The following is an 18,998-nucleotide window of genomic DNA, read 5'->3' as shown; positions in this document are numbered from 1 at the left end:
ATACATTAAATAAAAATACAAAATAAATTTATTTAACCAGAAAAATTACTATTTAAAAAATTAAACTCCGTTATTTTAAGTGTTACTTCATAAGTATGCCAATCAGGATCATACGCCTTAATGCGCAAGATATTATGCAAACAGCTTAGACAAATCATTTACTTTTTTCACTAAATGCAGTAAATATAGATAGTAAAAACAACTAAAAGGATTTTTTAAAGAATAAAAAACCAGAAAACAAACCAAGCCGCACGATTAGTTGCAAAGTTCAATAAAGCTGTTTTTATATATGGAGTTCTATTTATGATTGCCTCATTCTATGTATCAGAGCCACATAGCACATATCTATAAGTTTTCAATTAGTATTTCCATTAAAAATAAGACGAATAAAAGAAGAAAGTTTTTCCTATTTGCAGCATTCCAATTAAATAAATTTGATATTTTTCCAATCGCATCCAAAAAATACTAACGGTTTATTGTATTCGATTGGCTTAAATAACTTGCGATTCACAATTAATCTCTCTGATTCCATAGGAATGATAATTTCATGAAGCAACGTAAATTTTTAACCCGATACGAAATAGACGCAATTTTGGCAGCAACAAAACAAGGACGCCACGCAGAACGGAATTACTGCATGCTATTAATGTGTTTTATTCACGGATTTAGGGTAAGTGAACTATGTAATCTACGTCTATCTGATCTCGATTTACATTCATCGATCATTCACATCAGACGGTTAAAGGGCGGACTTTCAACCATACATCCTTTAGTTCCAGAGGAAATTGTAGCATTGAAACAATGGCTGGAAATCCGTGAAAACTGGAAAGAAGCTGACGAGGCGCCGTGGGTATTCCTTTCCCAAAAATCCGGCCCTGTTTCACGGCAACAAGTTTACGGATTATTGAAATATTATGGGAAGCAGGCATCGGTCAGTGTTTCTCCACATCCACACATGTTAAGACACGCCTGTGGTTATGCATTAGCCGATCTTGGCCGTGATACTCGTTTGATTCAAGATTATCTCGGACACCGTAATATTTCACATACCGTAATTTATACTGCCAGTAATGTGAAACGCTTCTCCAATATTTGGGAGTCTCCCTCTAAATAACCGTGTTATTTTTCTGCTATTTTCACTAACATGGCCTGTTGTCACAATAATCTCCATAAATTAATCAGGGAGATTACCAGTAGGTAAGATAAACAATTCCATCATCATATAAAATAAATTACCATTTTATATGTGTGATTAACTCAATTTGTAAATGGATTTTGTTTTATATTTGTTAACACGCCGAGGATACTTTATCAAAGCTTAAGTATAATAAGTAAATAGATAAAGTAAATTTCTAATGATAATGAGCAGCGAATTTATATAAATAATTTCACTGCTCAGTAAAGAATAAAAAACAAACAATTAAATCCCACAGAATATGATTACTTAGATCATCATTCTTAAGGCCATCTTTCTTCGAGCAATTCAGCGAATTTTTCACGAATTCTTTGTTCTGGCAGCTCTATACCAATAAAAACCAGCACACTTTCACGTGCTTCATCATCAAGCCATTCCCTGTCCCAGTCCGCACTGTACAGACGCTGAACTCCCTGAAACAGCAACCGCCGTGGTTCTTCTTTAATAGCAAGAATTCCTTTGTAGCGCAGAAGGTTATCCGCGAAACTCAGCAATAGTTCTTCCATTAGGTTCGAAACTTCTGATAGTTCAACAGAACACGATAAGTTGACGACAATAGACTGGATTGTATTTTGTTGTTTTGGCGCAAATCGAAATACAGGAGTCGAAACCGTCAGTTTGCCATTCAATATGAAACCTTCGATATCGAACAGTAAGCCCAAATCTGCTTTGCCTTGAATGACTTTATGAATAGGTGCTCTGGCATTAATTCGTTGCAAACGTTCAACTAAGGCATCATTAACTGGAGCAACATCTGTTTTTGTTAAAATAACTCTGTCTGCATATCCCACTTGTGCCTGTGCAATGGAAAAGCGATCTAACTGTTGTTCTGCATGAACAGCATCCACCAGCGTGATAATGCCATCAAGTAAAAAACGCTGGCACAAAATCTCATGGGAAAAGAAAGTCTGTGTAATCGGGCCGGGATCAGCCATACCTGTACACTCAATAATCAGCCGGTCAAAGTAGATCTTCCCTTTATCCATGCTATCCAGCAAGTCCAATAATGCATCTTCCAGATCATTAGAACGACTACAGCAGATACATCCATTGCTTAATGTTTTAATCTGAGTTGCTCGATCACCAATCAATTTATTATCAATGGGGACTTCACCAAATTCATTTTCGATAACAGCTATTTTGTAACCGTGATCGGCATTAAGGATATGACGCAGCAGCGTCGTTTTACCTGATCCCAAAAAACCGGTCAGGATAGTGACTGATATTGGTTGCATTTTCATTTCCCAATGCTCATTGATTACTAAAAAATTTCTACTGATTTAGCCGCTTTTCTAACAACAGCGCATACCGCCTTTTCCATCGCCACCATAACGAGCATTCTGGCGTTCGCGAAAAAATTCTTCATAAGTCATATAAGGTTTATCTGGGTGGTTTTCCTTCATGTGCTGTACATATGTGTCATAGTCAGGAACTCCCACCAACATACGGGCAGCCTGCCCCAGATATTTTCCAGCCCGACCAAGATTACCAAACATAAATTGTTCTCCAAAAAATACCCCACATAATCGACTTTGTATTATGTGGGGTATATACCCATTGTTTTCCTGGTAGCAACTTTGTTAGTTAGCTGCATCATAAACTCATTGAGTATAGTTATTACTGATACAGACTGATTTAGATAGTATCAGTTTAAGTATCAAATCAGTGCGTAGAAGATACTTTCACCCCACCTTCTGGAACCGGAACATAAGGCGTTTCATTATCGGTACGCTCCGGATTTTTGCTTGCTTTTATCGCCGTTTTGATGCCATAGATAATGATGCTATACACCACCACTAGGAACAGAATACTTAAACCTGCATTGGTGTAGTTATTCACAACAATATGGTTCATATTGCTGATTTGCTCAGCAGTCAATTCTGCACCACCTTCTGCAATCCGCTGCTTATACTCTTTCGCAAGGAAAAAAAAGCCTTCAAGCCGTGGGTTGTCACTGAATAATTTAAGCCCCAGCGCCCATGTAGTACAAATCAACAACCAAACCGCAGGAATAACCGTTACCCAAATATATTGAGTGCGTTTCATTTTGATTAGTACAACCGTACCTAATACCAACGCAACAGCGGCCAGCATCTGGTTAGAGATACCAAACAGCGGCCACAGGCTCTTGACGCCGCCCAGTGGATCAACCACGCCTTGATACAGCAAATAACCCCATAAGCCTACACAACCTGCTGTACCAATAATGCCCGCAATCAGGGAGTCTGTTTTTTTCAGGAATGGAACAAAATTACCCAAAAGATCCTGCAACATGAAACGGCCAGAGCGTGTACCTGCGTCCAGCGCAGTCAAGATGAACAGAGCTTCAAACAAAATGCCGAAGTGATACCAGAAGCCCATATCTGCCGCGGGTATGATCTGATGGAATACGTGGGCAATACCCACCGCTAAAGTTGGTGCTCCCCCTGCACGATTTAAGACGGATGGTTCACCAATATCTTTTGCTGTTTGCAGAATTTGATCCGGCGAAATAACAAAACCCCAAGAGCTTACTGTTGCTGCCGCATGGGTCGTCACTTCTTGCAAAGAAGCCATAATCATCGGCGCTTCGGCAGTACCCAAATTATGTAAGTCAGGCATAGTAATGCCCAACGCTGCCGGAGGGGTATTCATAGCAAAATACAAGCCCGGCTCAATGATGGATGCAGCAACCAGTGCCATGATTGCAACAAACGATTCCATCAACATCGCACCATAACCAATGAAACGCGCATCTTTTTCATTCGCCAGCAGTTTAGGCGTCGTTCCTGAAGAAATCAGGGCATGGAAACCAGATACCGCACCACAAGCAATAGTAATGAACAAAAATGGGAACAACGTTCCTTTCCAAACCGGCCCTGTGCCATCAATATACTGTGTGACGGCTGGCATTTTCAGCTCAGGGTTCAGGATGACAATCCCAATCGCAAGACCAACAATTACCCCAATTTTCAGGAAAGTTGCCAGATAGTCACGCGGAGCCAAAATAAGCCAGACTGGCAATAATGCAGAGATAAAGGCATAACCGATCAGCGCATAAGTGATGGTGGTATCTTTGAAAGTCAACGCTGGTCCCCAGTAAGGGTCTGCTGCGACAACACCACCAAACCAAATGGCAGCAATCAGCATGAGAATACCAATCACGGAAACTTCACCCACACGACCCGGACGGATATATCGCATATAGATCCCCATGAAAAGCGCAATGGGCACCGTTGAGCAAACAGTAAATACGCCCCACGGGCTTTCCGCCAATGCTTTCACGACGATTAAGGCTAATACCGCCAGAATGATGATCATGATTAAGAAGCAACCAAACAGGGCTATCGTACCTGGCACGCGCCCCATTTCTTCTTTGACGATCTCACCCAATGATGCTCCATTGCGGCGCGAAGAGATAAATAGCACCATAAAGTCTTGCACCGCCCCGGCAAGCACAACCCCAGCCAATAACCACAATGTTCCCGGCAGATAACCAACCTGTGCTGCCAACACAGGCCCTACCAACGGGCCTGCTCCAGCAATAGCCGCAAAATGGTGACCAAACAGGACATTTTTGTTGGTAGGAACATAATTCAGGCCATCATTATTGACGACCGCTGGCGTTGCTCGCGTGGCGTCCAGCTTCATCACCTTAGTGGCGATATAAAGGCTGTAATACCGATAAGCAACCAAATAAACCGCTACGGAAGCGACGATGATCCACAAAGCGCTAACGTGTTCTCCCCGACGAAGCGCAACAACTCCAAGGCAGAATGCGCCAATTATCCCCACTATCATCCAAGGGATATGCTTTAAAAATTTATTATTGTTCATAAAACTTCCTTTTCACAGTAAGACGAACAGCAAGCTATTATTTAATTTTTACTCTCTTCTCCATAAACCGACCATCTATGGCCGGAAAGAAGTGATCTCCATATAAAAGTATGTACTCCTCGCCACACTGCACTATGATATACAACTCTTTCTGATCAGACTGAGAAGATCTAGGTCAGCGGTTGAATACTACATTAAGCGGTCAAAATCCCCCAATCAATGGTCTACACACATAAATCATGAATCAATTTTTGTGATATCAATCACTTATCCAAGAGTGTTTCACAATTGCAATACCATCCACAAAGCTACAACTGGAAATACAAAGGTATATTTATCAGTTGAAGTTAATGGCATCATCCTTCAGTTGATTAAAGTCTTTATATTCGTTAGTAAATGAAATCACTGTATGCTGGTTCTGACATCTTTGGTTAGAAAACCAATCACATTTGGATACCAAGCGAGGCTCCTCAATTCCAAGCCATGTGGATAGCATAGGTAATAGATTCAAACCACTGCGGGGAGCATCTATTATATTTTTGCCTGCTTTTTTCGTGTCTGTATTTTTGATGGAAGAATCTTTTGTAGAAGCGTTTTTTGTAAAATAGTCGTAACCGGTAATAATAAAAGGAACTTGATAGTTTTGCTGATTATCATCGTTGTGGGTCAGATTCTCATTATCTGTACTCTTATTCACAAATGACAAACCATGATCCGCAAAATAGAGCATTGTCCAGTGCAATTGATTTTTATTGGCAATATTTTCAATATCAGCCAGCAGACTATCCGTATTATGGATACTCTGGAGATAACATGAAATATTCTTGGAATGAAAATAGGTGTTGTACTTCTCATCAGTTCTGGCGCAAGGTTGTGGATGTGAACCCATTAAATGAATAATAATCAACTTCTTCTGTTCATCCTTAACTAACGCCTTACGAATATAAGGCAATAAATTATCATCCGGCATATAACTGCGATCATCTGAATTGCCTTCTTTTAGAAAAGTATAATGATTGGCCTGCTGTCCAATCAGCGCTACGGGAGAATCGAAACCACCTTTCATTCCCTGATTGGACAACCAATAAGTTTTAAATCCCGCTTTTTTCGCCAGTGAAACAATACTGTTATTCAGTTGAATTTCATTTGCTTCACGAACCGCCAGAGAGTTAGTCAGAGATAACTGGGTTGATGGTGCCGCAGAAATATAGTTGGTTAACACTGTAGCATTCGTGTTGTCCAACCAAGGGGTATTTTTATCAGGAAACCCATAGGCATCCATAAAATCTTTTCGGACACTTTCACCAATCACCATTATATACGTGTCATATTTTTCATCTTTCACCACTGGCTGCCAGACATCCCTGTATTGAATAATCCTGGCAAACCGATTATTTTCCGACATGACTTTCTTGTAGCTTCGATAAGCATCAGTGAAGAAGCGAACCTCAGGTAAACTGATATTCAAAAGTTCCGAATAATCTTCAAAACCCGATTTTATATATCCTTTGGCCGGAGACCAAAAAGTCGAGATGAAGAACAGGGTAAATAACCATTTTTTACTTTTACCTGATATAGTAACATTTAGCTTAAATGCAAATATCATCAGAACAAAAATAGCTATGGCTGTTAAATAAGTTGAGATAGAAAGCCCGCTAATATATTCAACCGTTTCATTTCTATTTGTATAGATTAATGATCCTACCGCATTGACATCCGGATAACCGTAATTGAGTCCTATTGGGGTATAGAGTATTCCAACTAAAGAAAAAAAAGTGATTGAGAAGATATATACTCGCTTACTTGTTGCAGCTAAAAACAAAAAGAATGCAAAAGCACTGAAGACATATATCAGTTTTAATTGATATCCCAAACATTTATGTACCATAAAAATAAGAAAAAAAAGAACAGCAAAACAAGATAATTTCTTGTTTTTATAAAAAAAAGACATAATCACCCTGTCATTTCAAATAGCCGTAGCTAAATTTCTGTTTAAGTAAATCCATTGTGTTAAATCCATAGTGTTTGGACAAAACTCTACCTACAGATTTTGTTCAAAAATCCGACATACTATTTTATCTAAACTTGAGGAAAAACCTAAGTCTACCTGATTTCATAAATTAATAAGCCGATTGATTTCACAAAGAAAATTTTTTCTTTTTGCAAAACATTTTGTTCACTATTCCCGATTTTGTACGATAAAAAATCTACTTAATAACAAAACCCAATACCACAGCATCAGGTTTAGTTATCACACAACTTTATCATGCAATAAATAGTGAATTATTGACTGGTTGACAAGTAGCGTTCAAAATCCTCACGTTCTTCATCCCGTAAAGTCAGTACATGAAAACCATCACGGGTTACCAGAATAGTATGCTCAAACTGAGCCGATAACCGACGATCTTTAGTCGTTACTGTCCAGCCATCTTTATGCAGCTTAACGTCCTTTTTGCCTTGGTTGATCATAGGCTCAATCGTGAAAGTCATCCCCTCCTCCAAGATAATACCTTCTCCCGCCTTACCGTAATGCAAAACTTGCGGTTCCTCATGCATGTTGCGACCAATACCATGGCCACAATATTCACGCACTACAGTGTAATTATTTGCTTCAGCATGCTGCTGTATCGTATGACCAATATCCCCCAAAGTAATCCCCGGCTTGACGATCTTAATCGCTTTATATAGACATTCTTGAGTCACATTGACCAAACGCTTGGCATGAGATGACACATCACCGACACAAAATGTAATACTGCTGTCGCCGTAATATCCCTCTTTTTTGACGGTGACATCCACATTAACGATATCTCCGTTTTTCAGCCTCTTTTCTGAAGGCCAACCATGACAAACAACGTGATTTACTGATGTATTGACCGTATAAGGAAAACCATATTGCCCTAAACTGCCCGGTATCGCATCAAGGATATTGATAACGTAATCATGGCAAAATGAATCAATTTCAAGGGTCGAAATACCTGGCACGATAATCTGACGAACAGCCTCAAGCACTTGGCCAGTCAAGCGACCAGCTATTTCCATCTTCTTTATTTCATCTATATCTTTTATCAGTATGCCTTTGTTTCTTGTCATATTGTTTTTCTCTTAATTCTATTTATGTAGGTTCCTTTTTAATAATGCACTTACATTCGTTAACAACTCAAGCCAATGTTTATCTCAAATTTGTCTAAAAAAGTTCGTATTCCAATGTAAACACCTTCATACTAATAATTTAGCGAACAAAAAACGTTCTATTTTTCTTGCAACTCATCAATTCAAAAGGATGATAAATGGAAAAGTTCTATTTGCTGAAAATTACACTTATCGAAGCTGAACCTAGTATATGGCGTCGTTTTGTTGTTCCATCCAGTATTTCATTGGATCGATTACACGATGTGATACAAACAGTGATGGGCTGGCATGATTGCCACTTACATGAGTTTATTTTTGGTGTTAAATGCTTTACTGAAACGCCAGAAGAACCTGAAGATGGTAAAGAAGAAGGAAAAGTTAGGCTTAATTCATTAATCAAAAGGAAAGGCAATAAATTCGTTTACATTTACGATTTCGGTGACTGCTGGGAACATGAAATTGTTCTTGAAAACAGTAACTATTCCCGTGACGAACTTCCTATGCCTATTTTCTGTCTTGATGGTCAGCAAGCCTGTCCTCCAGAAGATTCTGGTGGTGCATATGGCTATATTGATCTGATCAATATTATCAACGATCCAAGCCATGAAGATTATCTCGAAACATTTAAATGGATTAGTGGCAAATCTGATGTTTCCCCCGATAAAATTTTTTCCCCTGAAAAATTCAATATGGAAGAAGTGAATAATAGACTGGCTTTATATTATCGTTGGTCAAGGGATCGTTATTTACCACTATTCGAATGACTATTCTGTTGGTCATGTATTTAATAATTTGAAAACAAGTAATTATAAAATACATGGCCCATTCTTTTGATTATTCAACCCACCAATAGCCTCTTTTCTTTGCTCAATGCAGCCAGTGAGCGTATTTATTCATAAGCAATTTTACTCATGGAACGTATATCATCTTTCATTAAAGCATAATGTCATGATGGTAGGGATTTAATCGAGCCGCTTCGCAATCCTGCTGAATTATACAAAAATCTGATACATTCCTGCGAGTATTCCTGCTAACCTAGCGACAAAATCTTCCTAATCAAATCCACAGGTGAATCACACAGATTATCAGTGATAAGATAGCGTTTTCGCCCAGGATGAGGTTTGTTAGCGTTCCATCCTTAGCTGATTATATTTAGGTTTTGTCATTTTAGATGGGTTGACTGAGCGTCGATAGCCCAACTGAGACAACAGGAATAATAGAATTGAATCAAGTCAATATGAAAGAATCTCCAGCAAAGGATTTAGATAACCATACTCCCATGATGCAGCAGTATCTGCGATTGAAAGCGCAGCACCCGGATATCCTGCTGCTTTATCGGATGGGAGACTTTTATGAGTTGTTCTTTGACGATGCCAAAAAAGCCTCAAAGTTACTGGATATTTCACTAACCAAACGCGGACAATCGGCTGGTCAACCTATTCCCATGGCGGGCGTTCCTTATCACGCAATCGAAAACTATCTGGCAAAACTGGTACAACTCGGTGAATCTGCGGCGATCTGCGAACAAGTTGGCGACCCTGCAACCAGTAAAGGCCCTGTTGAACGCAAAGTTGTACGTATTGTAACCCCCGGTACAGTGACAGATGAGGCTTTGCTACAGGAGCGTCAGGATAATCTGCTGGCTGCTATCTGGCATGATATCCAGGGTTTTGGTTACGCCACATTGGATATCACTTCTGGTCGTTTCCGCGTTTCCGAAATGGCCGATGAAGATACCATTGCCGCAGAATTGCAACGAACTCGTCCTGCGGAACTGCTCTATCCTGAAACATTTGACCATATGGCATTGATTGAACGTTGTCATGGCCTGCGTCGGCGCCCAATGTGGGAATTTGAGCTGGACACGGCAAGACAGCAACTTAATTTGCAATTTGGCACACGTGACCTAATTGGCTTCGGTGTGGAAAAGGCGATGCTCGCCCTTCGTGCAGCTGGCTGTTTGCTGCAATATGTCAAAGATACTCAACGCACTGCCCTGCCCCATATCCGCAGCCTTACGATGGAACGTCAGCAGGAAACCGTCATTATGGATGCCGCCACCCGCCGTAATCTGGAATTGACGCAAAACTTATCCGGCGGTATTGAGAATACATTGGCTTCAGTTCTCGATCAGTGTGTGACACCAATGGGCAGTCGTATGCTGAAACGCTGGCTACATACGCCAATCCGCAATAAAGATGTGTTGGAAAACCGTCAGCAAGCCATTTCCGCGTTACAGGAAATTGGTTATGAATTGCAGCCGTTTTTGCGTCAGGTCGGTGATTTAGAGCGTGTGCTTGGCCGTCTAGCTCTCCGTTCTGCCCGTCCCCGTGATCTGGCCAGAATGCGCCATGCTTTCCAGCAATTACCCGATATTCACCAGATCATGACATCCTCTGATTCCCCTTATATTCTGGCGCTACAGCAGCGTGTGGGACATTTTGAGGAATTGCAGACACTCTTGGAGAATGCGGTTGTCGAAACACCTCCTGTTTTGGTGCGTGACGGTGGTGTAATTGCCACGGGTTATAATGCCGAACTGGATGAGTGGCGAGCGTTGGCCGATGGAGCCAGCGATTATCTGGATAAACTGGAGATCCGCGAACGTGAAAAACTCGGTATTGATACCCTGAAAGTAGGGTTCAATGCGGTGCATGGTTACTATATTCAGGTCAGTCGTGGACAAAGCCATTTAGTACCAATCCATTATGTTCGCCGTCAAACGCTGAAAAATGCAGAACGCTATATCATTCCTGAATTAAAAGAATATGAAGACAAGGTACTGACCTCCAAAGGCAAGGCTCTTGCCATCGAAAAAGCCTTGTACGAAGAGCTGTTCGATTTGTTGTTGCCTCATCTGGCCGATTTGCAGACTTGTGCCGAAGCGCTGTCAGAACTGGATGTACTGGCAAACCTTGCTGAACGTGCTGAAACCCTGAATTACACTTGTCCGACACTGATGGATAAAGTCGGTATTCAGATCACTGGCGGTCGGCATCCGGTTGTCGAACAAGTATTGAGTGAACCGTTTATTTCTAACCCATTGACACTCTCATCACAACGCCGTTTGCTGATTGTCACAGGGCCGAATATGGGGGGGAAAAGCACCTATATGCGTCAGGCAGCCTTGATTACATTGCTGGCATATATTGGAAGCTTTGTTCCTGCCGAAAAAGCAGTTATTGGTCCTGTCGATCGCATCTTTACTCGTGTCGGGGCATCTGATGATCTGGCATCAGGGCGTTCTACCTTTATGGTGGAAATGACGGAAACTGCCAATATTTTGCATAACGCGACCGAATATAGTCTGGTTTTGATGGATGAGATCGGCCGTGGTACATCAACTTATGATGGTTTATCACTTGCGTGGGCTTGTGCGGAAAATTTAGCCAACCGCATAAAAGCAATGACATTGTTCGCCACTCACTATTTCGAACTGACAACACTGCCAGAAAAACTGGAAGGCGTTGTCAATATTCACCTTGATGCTGTCGAGCATGGCGATACCATTGCTTTCATGCACAATGTGCAGGAAGGAGCAGCAAGCAAGAGTTATGGGCTGGCTGTCGCCTCGTTGGCTGGTGTCCCGCGCGAAGTGATTAAACGTGCCCGTCAAAAGTTGAAGGAGTTAGAATCACACTCCAATAATGCGGCAGCAAGCCATGTCGATACACCGCAATTAACCTTGCTGACAGAAGAAACATCTCCGGCAGTTGAAGCATTGGAAAACCTTAATCCAGATACCTTGACACCACGTCAGGCATTGGAATGGATTTATCGTCTGAAAGACATGGTTTAACAATGAATGAAATATCAACGAATGGAATCGCAACAGATGAAACTACGATGAACGGTGCAGCAATGAAGTTTGATAGCAATCTGCTAGCACCCATTTATCAATTTTTACAGTGTGTAACTCCTGACCAATGGGTAGAAAAAGCTCGGCAACCCGAAAGTTTGCCGATTTTGTTGCGTGATCATCTGCTATGTGAATTGAAAGCGGCACAAAGTGCCATGTTCTTAATTCGTAAATATGCGGTTGATCCTGAGAGTGCGGATACGCTGCTGGCTTGGTTTCAGCCCTACGAAGATTTTGCCTATAAAAAAATTGGCGACATCCATTCGTTGAAAGGAAAAAACCAGGTCACCAAGCAAATTATTGCTAGGGCAAAATCACTTTATAGTCAGGATCTCATTGATAAAATGGTGTTATTGATTAAAGAAGAGTTGCATCATTTTTATCAAGTATTGGAAATTATGGATGCCAGAGAAATAAGCTACGATAGTATCAGCGCCAGCCGCTATGCTAAATCTCTATTTCAGCATATTACCAATCATGAGCCTTATACATTAGTCGATAAGTTGATTATTGGTGCCTATATTGAAGCGCGTTCATGTGAACGTTTCGCAAAACTGGCTCCCCATCTGGATGAGGATTTAGGTAAGTTTTATATTTCTCTTCTCCGCTCAGAAGCTCGCCATTATCAAGATTATTTGACACTGGCTCAATCGATATCCAAAGAAGATATTACTGCAAGGGTGAATTATTTTGGTCAGATTGAAGCGGAACTTATTCAAGCACCCGATTATGATTTCAAATTTCATAGCGGCATTCCCATTACCTGAAATTGATTAATAAAATACTCAGTAGTAATGAAAATATAAATAAGTGAATAAAAGGTGGGCTAAATAAGCCCACCTTAGGGTACGAGATAATATACTTTATCTTTTTAATTGCTACTTCGTGAATTATTTTCACTCATCCCATACATCCAGTGATGTTCTGGAAATTCGTTTATTTTCCACTATGTTGCAATTTTAATTTCTCAGGTATGAAGAATTAAGTATGAAATAATGATTCTATATTCAAGCCTTGGGTATGCAATATGTCTCTAAGACGACGCAATCCCTCAACCTGAATCTGGCGAACTCTCTCCCTTGTTAATCCAATTTCTCGCCCAACATCTTCTAATGTTTCAGCTTCGTATCCAAGTAAACCGAAACGACGGGCCAATACTTCGCGCTGTTTTGCATTTAGTTCAAACAACCATTTCACAATGCTTTGTTTCATATCATCATCTTGAATGGTTGTTTCTGGCCCTGAGTCATTTTCATCAGATAAAACATCCAATAATGCTTTATCTGAATCACCACTAATTGGTGTATCAACAGAAGTAATGCGTTCGTTAAGCCGCATCATACGGCTCACGTCTTCAATGGGTTTATCCAGTTTTTCCGCAATTTCTTCGATACTAGGTTCATGATCCAATTTGTGTGCCAGCTCTCTTGCAGTACGTAAATAGACATTCAACTCTTTGACTATGTGAATAGGCAGACGAATTGTGCGAGTTTGATTCATGATGGCTCGTTCAATTGTTTGACGAATCCACCATGTTGCATAAGTAGAAAAACGAAAACCTCTTTCAGGATCAAATTTTTCCACCGCACGAATAAGCCCAAGGTTACCTTCTTCAATCAGATCTAGCAGTGCCAATCCACGATTGCTGTATCGGCGGGATATTTTTACAACTAACCGCAAATTACTTTCAATCATGCGTTGGCGTGCAGCAATATCTCCCCGCAATGCACGTCTGGCGAAAAGAACCTCTTCCTCTGCTGTTAGCAAAGGTGAGAAACCAATCTCTCCTAGATAAAGTTGTGTCGCATCAAGAACACGTTGGTTTATCCCTTGCAATAATCCCAGATCTTCATCAAGACCAGTTACATCATCCTCATCTCTCAGCAACGCTTCATCAAAGTCATCAGCTTCCATGCTATTTTTGTCTAAGTCCGCATCATCATACAACTCATTAACTTTAAGCGTACTTTGGCTCATCAGCTGCTCCTACCCGTGATAATGCGGGCAGGAATTTCAGATCCTGCCCCGGTTTATCGCTGCTGAAGATAACGCAGCGGATTTACGGATTTTCCCTTATAGCGAATTTCAAAATGCAATCTTACTGAATTTGTTCCGGTACTACCCATAGTGGCAATCTTTTGCCCCGCTTGGACATCCTGCTGCTCACGAACCAACATTGTGTCGTTGTGCGCATAGGCACTTAGGTAGTCATCGTTATGTTTTATAATTAATAGATTTCCATATCCACGTAATGCATTTCCGACATAAACCACTTTCCCACCGGCTGTTGCAAATACGGGTTGACCACGACTCCCCGCAATATCAATGCCTTTATTCCCTCCTTGAGAATCAGAGAAACCTTCAAGAACTTTTCCTTCTGCCGGCCATCTCCAACTATTAACCGTATCAATACCATTAATAGCGCTATTTATTCCCGTATCTGTTGCTGTAGATACTTTCGGTGATGCATCGTCGCTAACAGAAACAGTTGCTCTTGGCAACATTTTTTCTGACCTTGGTCTATCAATATTTGCAGGATACGCATTAATTTTTTGAAAATCAACCTGCTTAATTTTAGATTGGGTACTATTTGATGCTATTAATACACCATTTTTGGAGGTTGCATTACCCATTCTCAGGACTTGACCAACATTTAAGCTATAAGGCTCTAAAATATTATTCTTGTGCGCTATATCACGAAAATCATCACCTGTAATCCAAGCTATATAAAACAAGGTATCCCCATGTTTAACAGTATAAGTACTCCCGTTATAGCTTCCTTTGGGGATATTCCCGTAGTTACGGTTATAGATAATTCTCCCTTGAGAAGAACTACTATTAGTAGAATTATTCACTGGCTGGCGGTTTTTGACAGCATGATTATCTGATATGCGATTCGTTGAGATTAAAGGAGGATAAGATGGCACTGGCGTCGAAACTGATGACGGTTTGGAGAATAATCCTCCGTCTTTCTCCTTATTATCGATATTCACTATCGGGGCTGGGCGATTTGGCGTATTGCTACAACCTGCCAGTACGACTCCCATAACGGTGCTGGCTATTATCCACTTTATTTTTTTCACTGGGCTCTCTAGATTCATACCTTATTCCCCTATAAAGGCAAATATAAGCGTAAATGATTATGATTTATAAAGAAATTTAGAATTACAAAAGATTTAAAGCGAGACATTTTGCTTAAATTCAGAAAAAATAACAGCTAATTTGAAACTATATATCAAATAAATCAGCTGACTATGCTAGCTCGCCTTGAATTAGGGGTACAAAACGGACGGGTTCGATAACGTCGCCATGAAAATCATTCCCATAACGATGTACCACTTTTAATAACTGAGTACATTCACCGACAGGCAAAACCATCACTCCTCCATCGGCAAGTTGGTTGAGCAGCGCCTGTGGAATTTCTGGTGGTGCGGCCGTAACAATTATGGCATCAAACGGCCCTTTTGATGGCCATCCATCCCAGCCATCACCATGGCGGGTTGAGATATTGTGGAGATCGAGTTGCTTTAATCTGCGCTTAGCCTGCCACTGCAATCCTTTAATCCGCTCCACGGAGAAAACATGTCTGGCTAAATGGGCAAGTATCGCTGTTTGATAACCTGATCCTGTGCCAATTTCCAATACATCAGATTCAGGGGTTAGATTCAGTAACTCTGTCATGCGGGCAACAATATAAGGTTGGGATATGGTTTGACCATGACCAATGGGTAATGCGGTATTTTCATATGCCTTATGAGCAAGGGCTTCATCGACAAAACATTCCCGAGGTACTTTGGCAATAACCTCCAACAAGTTCTCATTGTGAATTCCTTGCTGACGCAATTGCGCCAGCAGATTTTTCATTGTTCGGTTTAACATTCCCCAATATCCCCGACTTTTGCCAACCAATCACTTATCAGGTCCTGGGCTTTATAGGCCGTTAAATCTATTTGCAAGGGAGTAATGGAAACAAATCCTTCTTCTACCGCAGCAAAATCTGTTTCAGGCCCAAAATCACTCTTTTCTCCCGGAGGGCCTATCCAGTAAAGCATATTGCCTTTGGGATCTTCCAAGGCATAAACTTGTTCAGCCGCACTGCGGCTACCGCATCGCGTTACCCGAAACCCCTTGATTTGTTCAATGGGGATATCAGGTACATTAATATTCAGAATATTGCCCGCTCTCAATGGAGATTTTTGCAACAAAGTCAATAAGCGCACAGTCACTTCTGCCGCCGTCTCATAATGTATATCGCCATTAAGTGATATCGCCAGTGCGGGTAACCCTAAATGGCGCCCTTCCATAGCAGCTGCGACCGTACCAGAGTAAATAATGTCATCACCAAGGTTAGGGCCACAGTTGATACCGGAAACCACAATGTCAGGAAGAGGACGAACCAGATTATTCACACCCAAATAGACACAATCCGTCGGTGTACCTTCCTGAACGGAAATATCACCATTTTTTAATGTGTTGATACGCAAAGGACGATCTAACGTTAAGGCATTCGACGCACCACTACGGTTACGGTCAGGTGCAACCACCTGAACATGATAGTGTTTTCGCAATGTAGCCGCTAAGGTTTGGATACCCGGCGCAGTGACACCATCATCGTTACTCAGCAATATCCGCAACATTAATATATCTCATTGATTTAATTAAAAATAACATGAATTTATACTGTAACCTACGCTGCATATTGCCCTATCTTGTTTGGTGTAACCTATGATTGGACAATATTCAGGCTATTAGAAAATTGTTTGATCTTAGCATGACGTTGACAGTTTTGTAGAGTGCTTTGCATTCAGGTCATATAAATGCCAGCAAGCAACTCCACTTTTTTTCAAGAGGCTCAATAAATAAACTATGTTATTTAATATATCTATACGATATGCGGGATATGCGGGTATAAGATAAAAACCATTCCCTCGAAAAGTTCACTTGCTTTTAATCATTGCATTATCATAGATGTCTGAAATTTCAGCATCCGGGAGAAGCTGAATACGTTCTATAGAGTGTATGCACCAGAATCCCAGATTTTTCAGTTCTCAGGGGGGGTCATAATGAAAGCATGGGGATTCGATTATTTTCAGAAACCCCATTGAGAATGACTGTCAGCTAAAAAGGCTAAAAACAGCAATGCCAAAACTACCAAGACCGACTAGTAGAACCATCAAATTAGAAAAAGAACGATAGGGTCGTAGTGGCTCAACCAAGTAAGTTGATAGAGACGGTAAAATAAACAAAATAAGCGCAATCATAGGTCCAGTGATGCCTGCGATAACGTTCAGAGTATTCGGATTCCAAATAGTAATCATTAAAGTAAGGAAAAAAACGATAGCCATGCCGATCAACTTATCGCGTACTTTATTTTCTTTATGATGGAAAATTTTACTCTCCAATGCTCCGACTAATCCTTTGACTCCCTCCAATGCCCCAAAATAAGTTCCTAAGAATGATTTTGTCATAGCAATGATAGCAACAGGGGTTGCTGTTATTGCTATCCAATACAAGCCTTCTTTCTGCGCGATCGCGCTGAGAATGGTAATATTGTTGTCTTTGGCTGCCTGTATTTCCTGAGGTGATAACGTTAAAACACAACTAAATACAAAGAACAAAATGACTATGCAAATTAGCGCATAAGTGGGTTTCACAATCTGTTTAATGTGGTGTTCCGCATCTGTTGTATAGGTTTGCTTACAGTGGTTAGAAAAAGTAGACATGATTGGGGTGTGGCTGAAAGAGAATACCATAACTGGCATTAGTAACCAAAGTGCTCTCACTGAATCCAGATCAATATGAACATTGCTGATTAGATGTTTAATGTTTCCACTATCCCATTGAAATACAAGCGTCACAGATAATGTCAGCAAGTAAAGAATGAGTGGAAGAATTAACACGCCCATGAATTTCAGTGTGATTTTTTTACCCAATAAGAAAATTAGGTGTAACCCTAGAACTACCATAAACGCTATCAGTGTTCGTGGAAGCTGAATCTGCCAAAATTGCTGCAACAAAATGTTAACGGAATTGGTGATAGATATTGCATAAACAAAAATAATAAGCAGGAAAGTTAGTGCGTAAAAAAAGTTGATGATACGAGCTATCCTGACCCCATAATATTGTTTGGTTGCACTGAGTAATGTGGGGGAATGGGAATCGCTGGTAATGATATAACGTGCAAGACCTAAGTGAGGGTAATAGGTAAATGGGAATGCTATCAATAGCATAACCAACATAGCAAGTGGTCCGGATAGTCCTAATTGTATAGGGAGAAATAGGGTTCCTGCGCCTACTGCCGTTCCGAATAGTGCATAAAACCAAATATTGTATTCATGAACCCATTTTTGTTCCGTCTTCAAGTACGTCTCCTACTAAGTTTATAGTTTTTCATGTTTTCCTAAACCAGGATAAAGATAAATCTTTTTAGGAAAAACAGTGTGACAACCACCGCCACCACACCAACTGCAAGCCATGCTACAATCAGTTGTTAACTTTTCCAGTCTGTCACAAGCTGCCTTGAGTCTTTTATCCAGTGCATCAAAAGATGCTTCTACTATCTCCTGCCATTGTGGTCATTTTTTGCCAAACATTTCATTGAGCTTATCAAGGCTGCTCTGCATGGCGAGAGTCTGAAAGGGTTATTTTCAGGCTCTACAATGCTGCCACCATCTCCCGAGACTGTTTATGCAGCAAGTCTGTCCGGCTGTCATTCTCCAGTGCATGAAAGTATTGCGTTGCCGCGTCATTCAATCGTTGAGTGCTTTCTCTGAGTTGCCGTAGCTCTTCATCGCAATTCTGACTGCCGATGACGATCAGTGCTTTTGTCGCTTTCTGGATTTCTTCCGCGATGCATTCCGGGCGCTGTGCACGTTCAAGTGCTGGTTGCAGGTATTCTGCCAGTTCTCACGAAGCTGCATCAGACGTGCTTTACAGGTTTCAATGACCAGCCCAGAATAGGCTTTCTGACAGCCCCTGTGTTCGGGCTTTTTGGGG

At 40.9% G+C, this 18,998-nt stretch carries 13 protein-coding genes and 1 pseudogene; 4 read left to right on the top strand and 10 right to left on the bottom strand.

Annotated elements, in window-relative coordinates; genetic code table 11:
* Window positions 1–544 precede the first annotated feature (544 nt).
* Window positions 545–1,114, top strand: a pseudogene (locus Xvie_RS06385) (tyrosine-type DNA invertase); the annotation flags it as partial.
* Between the two features lie 344 nt (window positions 1,115–1,458).
* Here Xvie_RS06385 and yjiA read toward each other — a convergent pair.
* From yjiA to map, 5 genes are all read right to left on the bottom strand, one after another.
* Window positions 1,459–2,430 (bottom strand): GTPase, encoded by a 972-nt coding sequence (yjiA, locus tag Xvie_RS06380; RefSeq protein ID WP_086108505.1) that lies wholly within the window; start codon window positions 2,428–2,430, stop codon window positions 1,459–1,461.
* Window positions 2,431–2,487: 57 nt separating this feature from the next.
* Window positions 2,488–2,691: a YbdD/YjiX family protein gene (locus tag Xvie_RS06375; RefSeq protein WP_047962587.1), complete on the bottom strand. Its 204-nt coding sequence runs from the start codon at window positions 2,689–2,691 to the stop codon at window positions 2,488–2,490.
* 166 nt (window positions 2,692–2,857) lie between these two features.
* The gene (locus Xvie_RS06370; RefSeq protein WP_086108504.1) at window positions 2,858–5,011 is read right to left on the bottom strand and encodes a carbon starvation CstA family protein; all 2,154 of its coding nucleotides are present in this window, start codon (window positions 5,009–5,011) and stop codon (window positions 2,858–2,860) included.
* Between the two features lie 337 nt (window positions 5,012–5,348).
* Entirely contained in the window at window positions 5,349–6,962 is a 1,614-nt protein-coding gene (locus Xvie_RS06365) for a phosphoethanolamine transferase (RefSeq protein ID WP_086108503.1), read from the bottom strand.
* Window positions 6,963–7,294: 332 nt separating this feature from the next.
* Window positions 7,295–8,104: a type I methionyl aminopeptidase gene (gene map, locus Xvie_RS06360; protein ID WP_086108502.1), complete on the bottom strand. Its 810-nt coding sequence runs from the start codon at window positions 8,102–8,104 to the stop codon at window positions 7,295–7,297.
* A gap of 197 nt (window positions 8,105–8,301) precedes the next feature.
* Between map and Xvie_RS06355 the strand changes: the two genes are divergently transcribed.
* The 3 genes from Xvie_RS06355 (at window position 8,302) to miaE (ending at window position 12,769) form a co-directional block, all read left to right on the top strand.
* Window positions 8,302–8,907 carry a plasmid pRiA4b ORF-3 family protein gene (locus tag Xvie_RS06355; protein ID WP_086108501.1) on the top strand — a complete coding sequence of 202 codons (606 nt, stop codon included), beginning with the start codon at window positions 8,302–8,304 and terminating at the stop codon, window positions 8,905–8,907.
* 473 nt (window positions 8,908–9,380) lie between these two features.
* Complete coding sequence (gene mutS, locus Xvie_RS06350) at window positions 9,381–11,942, top strand: DNA mismatch repair protein MutS (RefSeq protein WP_086108646.1); 2,562 nt, start codon at window positions 9,381–9,383, stop codon at window positions 11,940–11,942.
* A 62-nt stretch (window positions 11,943–12,004) separates the two neighbouring features.
* Entirely contained in the window at window positions 12,005–12,769 is a 765-nt protein-coding gene (gene miaE / locus Xvie_RS06345) for a tRNA isopentenyl-2-thiomethyl-A-37 hydroxylase MiaE (RefSeq protein WP_086108645.1), read from the top strand.
* Window positions 12,770–12,983: 214 nt separating this feature from the next.
* Here miaE and rpoS read toward each other — a convergent pair whose 3' ends face one another.
* The 5 genes from rpoS to Xvie_RS06320 all read right to left on the bottom strand — a co-directional run bounded on the left by rpoS (window position 12,984) and on the right by Xvie_RS06320 (window position 18,364).
* The gene (rpoS, locus tag Xvie_RS06340; RefSeq protein WP_086108500.1) at window positions 12,984–13,979 is read right to left on the bottom strand and encodes an RNA polymerase sigma factor RpoS; all 996 of its coding nucleotides are present in this window, start codon (window positions 13,977–13,979) and stop codon (window positions 12,984–12,986) included.
* 53 nt (window positions 13,980–14,032) lie between these two features.
* Window positions 14,033–15,103, bottom strand: a complete 1,071-nt coding sequence (gene nlpD / locus Xvie_RS06335) for a murein hydrolase activator NlpD (protein WP_086108499.1) — start codon at window positions 15,101–15,103, stop codon at window positions 14,033–14,035.
* Between the two features lie 151 nt (window positions 15,104–15,254).
* Complete coding sequence (locus Xvie_RS06330; protein WP_086108498.1) at window positions 15,255–15,881, bottom strand: protein-L-isoaspartate(D-aspartate) O-methyltransferase; 627 nt, start codon at window positions 15,879–15,881, stop codon at window positions 15,255–15,257.
* Window positions 15,875–16,639, bottom strand: coding sequence for a 5'/3'-nucleotidase SurE (gene surE, locus Xvie_RS06325; RefSeq protein WP_086108497.1), 765 nt, complete (start codon window positions 16,637–16,639; stop codon window positions 15,875–15,877). The genes Xvie_RS06330 and surE overlap by 7 nt, the downstream gene beginning before the upstream one ends.
* A 477-nt stretch (window positions 16,640–17,116) precedes the next feature.
* Entirely contained in the window at window positions 17,117–18,364 is a 1,248-nt protein-coding gene (locus Xvie_RS06320; protein WP_086108496.1) for an amino acid permease, read from the bottom strand.
* Window positions 18,365–18,998: the final 634 nt, after the last annotated feature.

The organism is Xenorhabdus vietnamensis (assembly GCF_002127535.1).
GTDB classification, from domain to species: domain Bacteria; phylum Pseudomonadota; class Gammaproteobacteria; order Enterobacterales; family Enterobacteriaceae; genus Xenorhabdus; species Xenorhabdus vietnamensis.
This window is presented reverse-complemented; position numbering and strand designations above follow the sequence as displayed.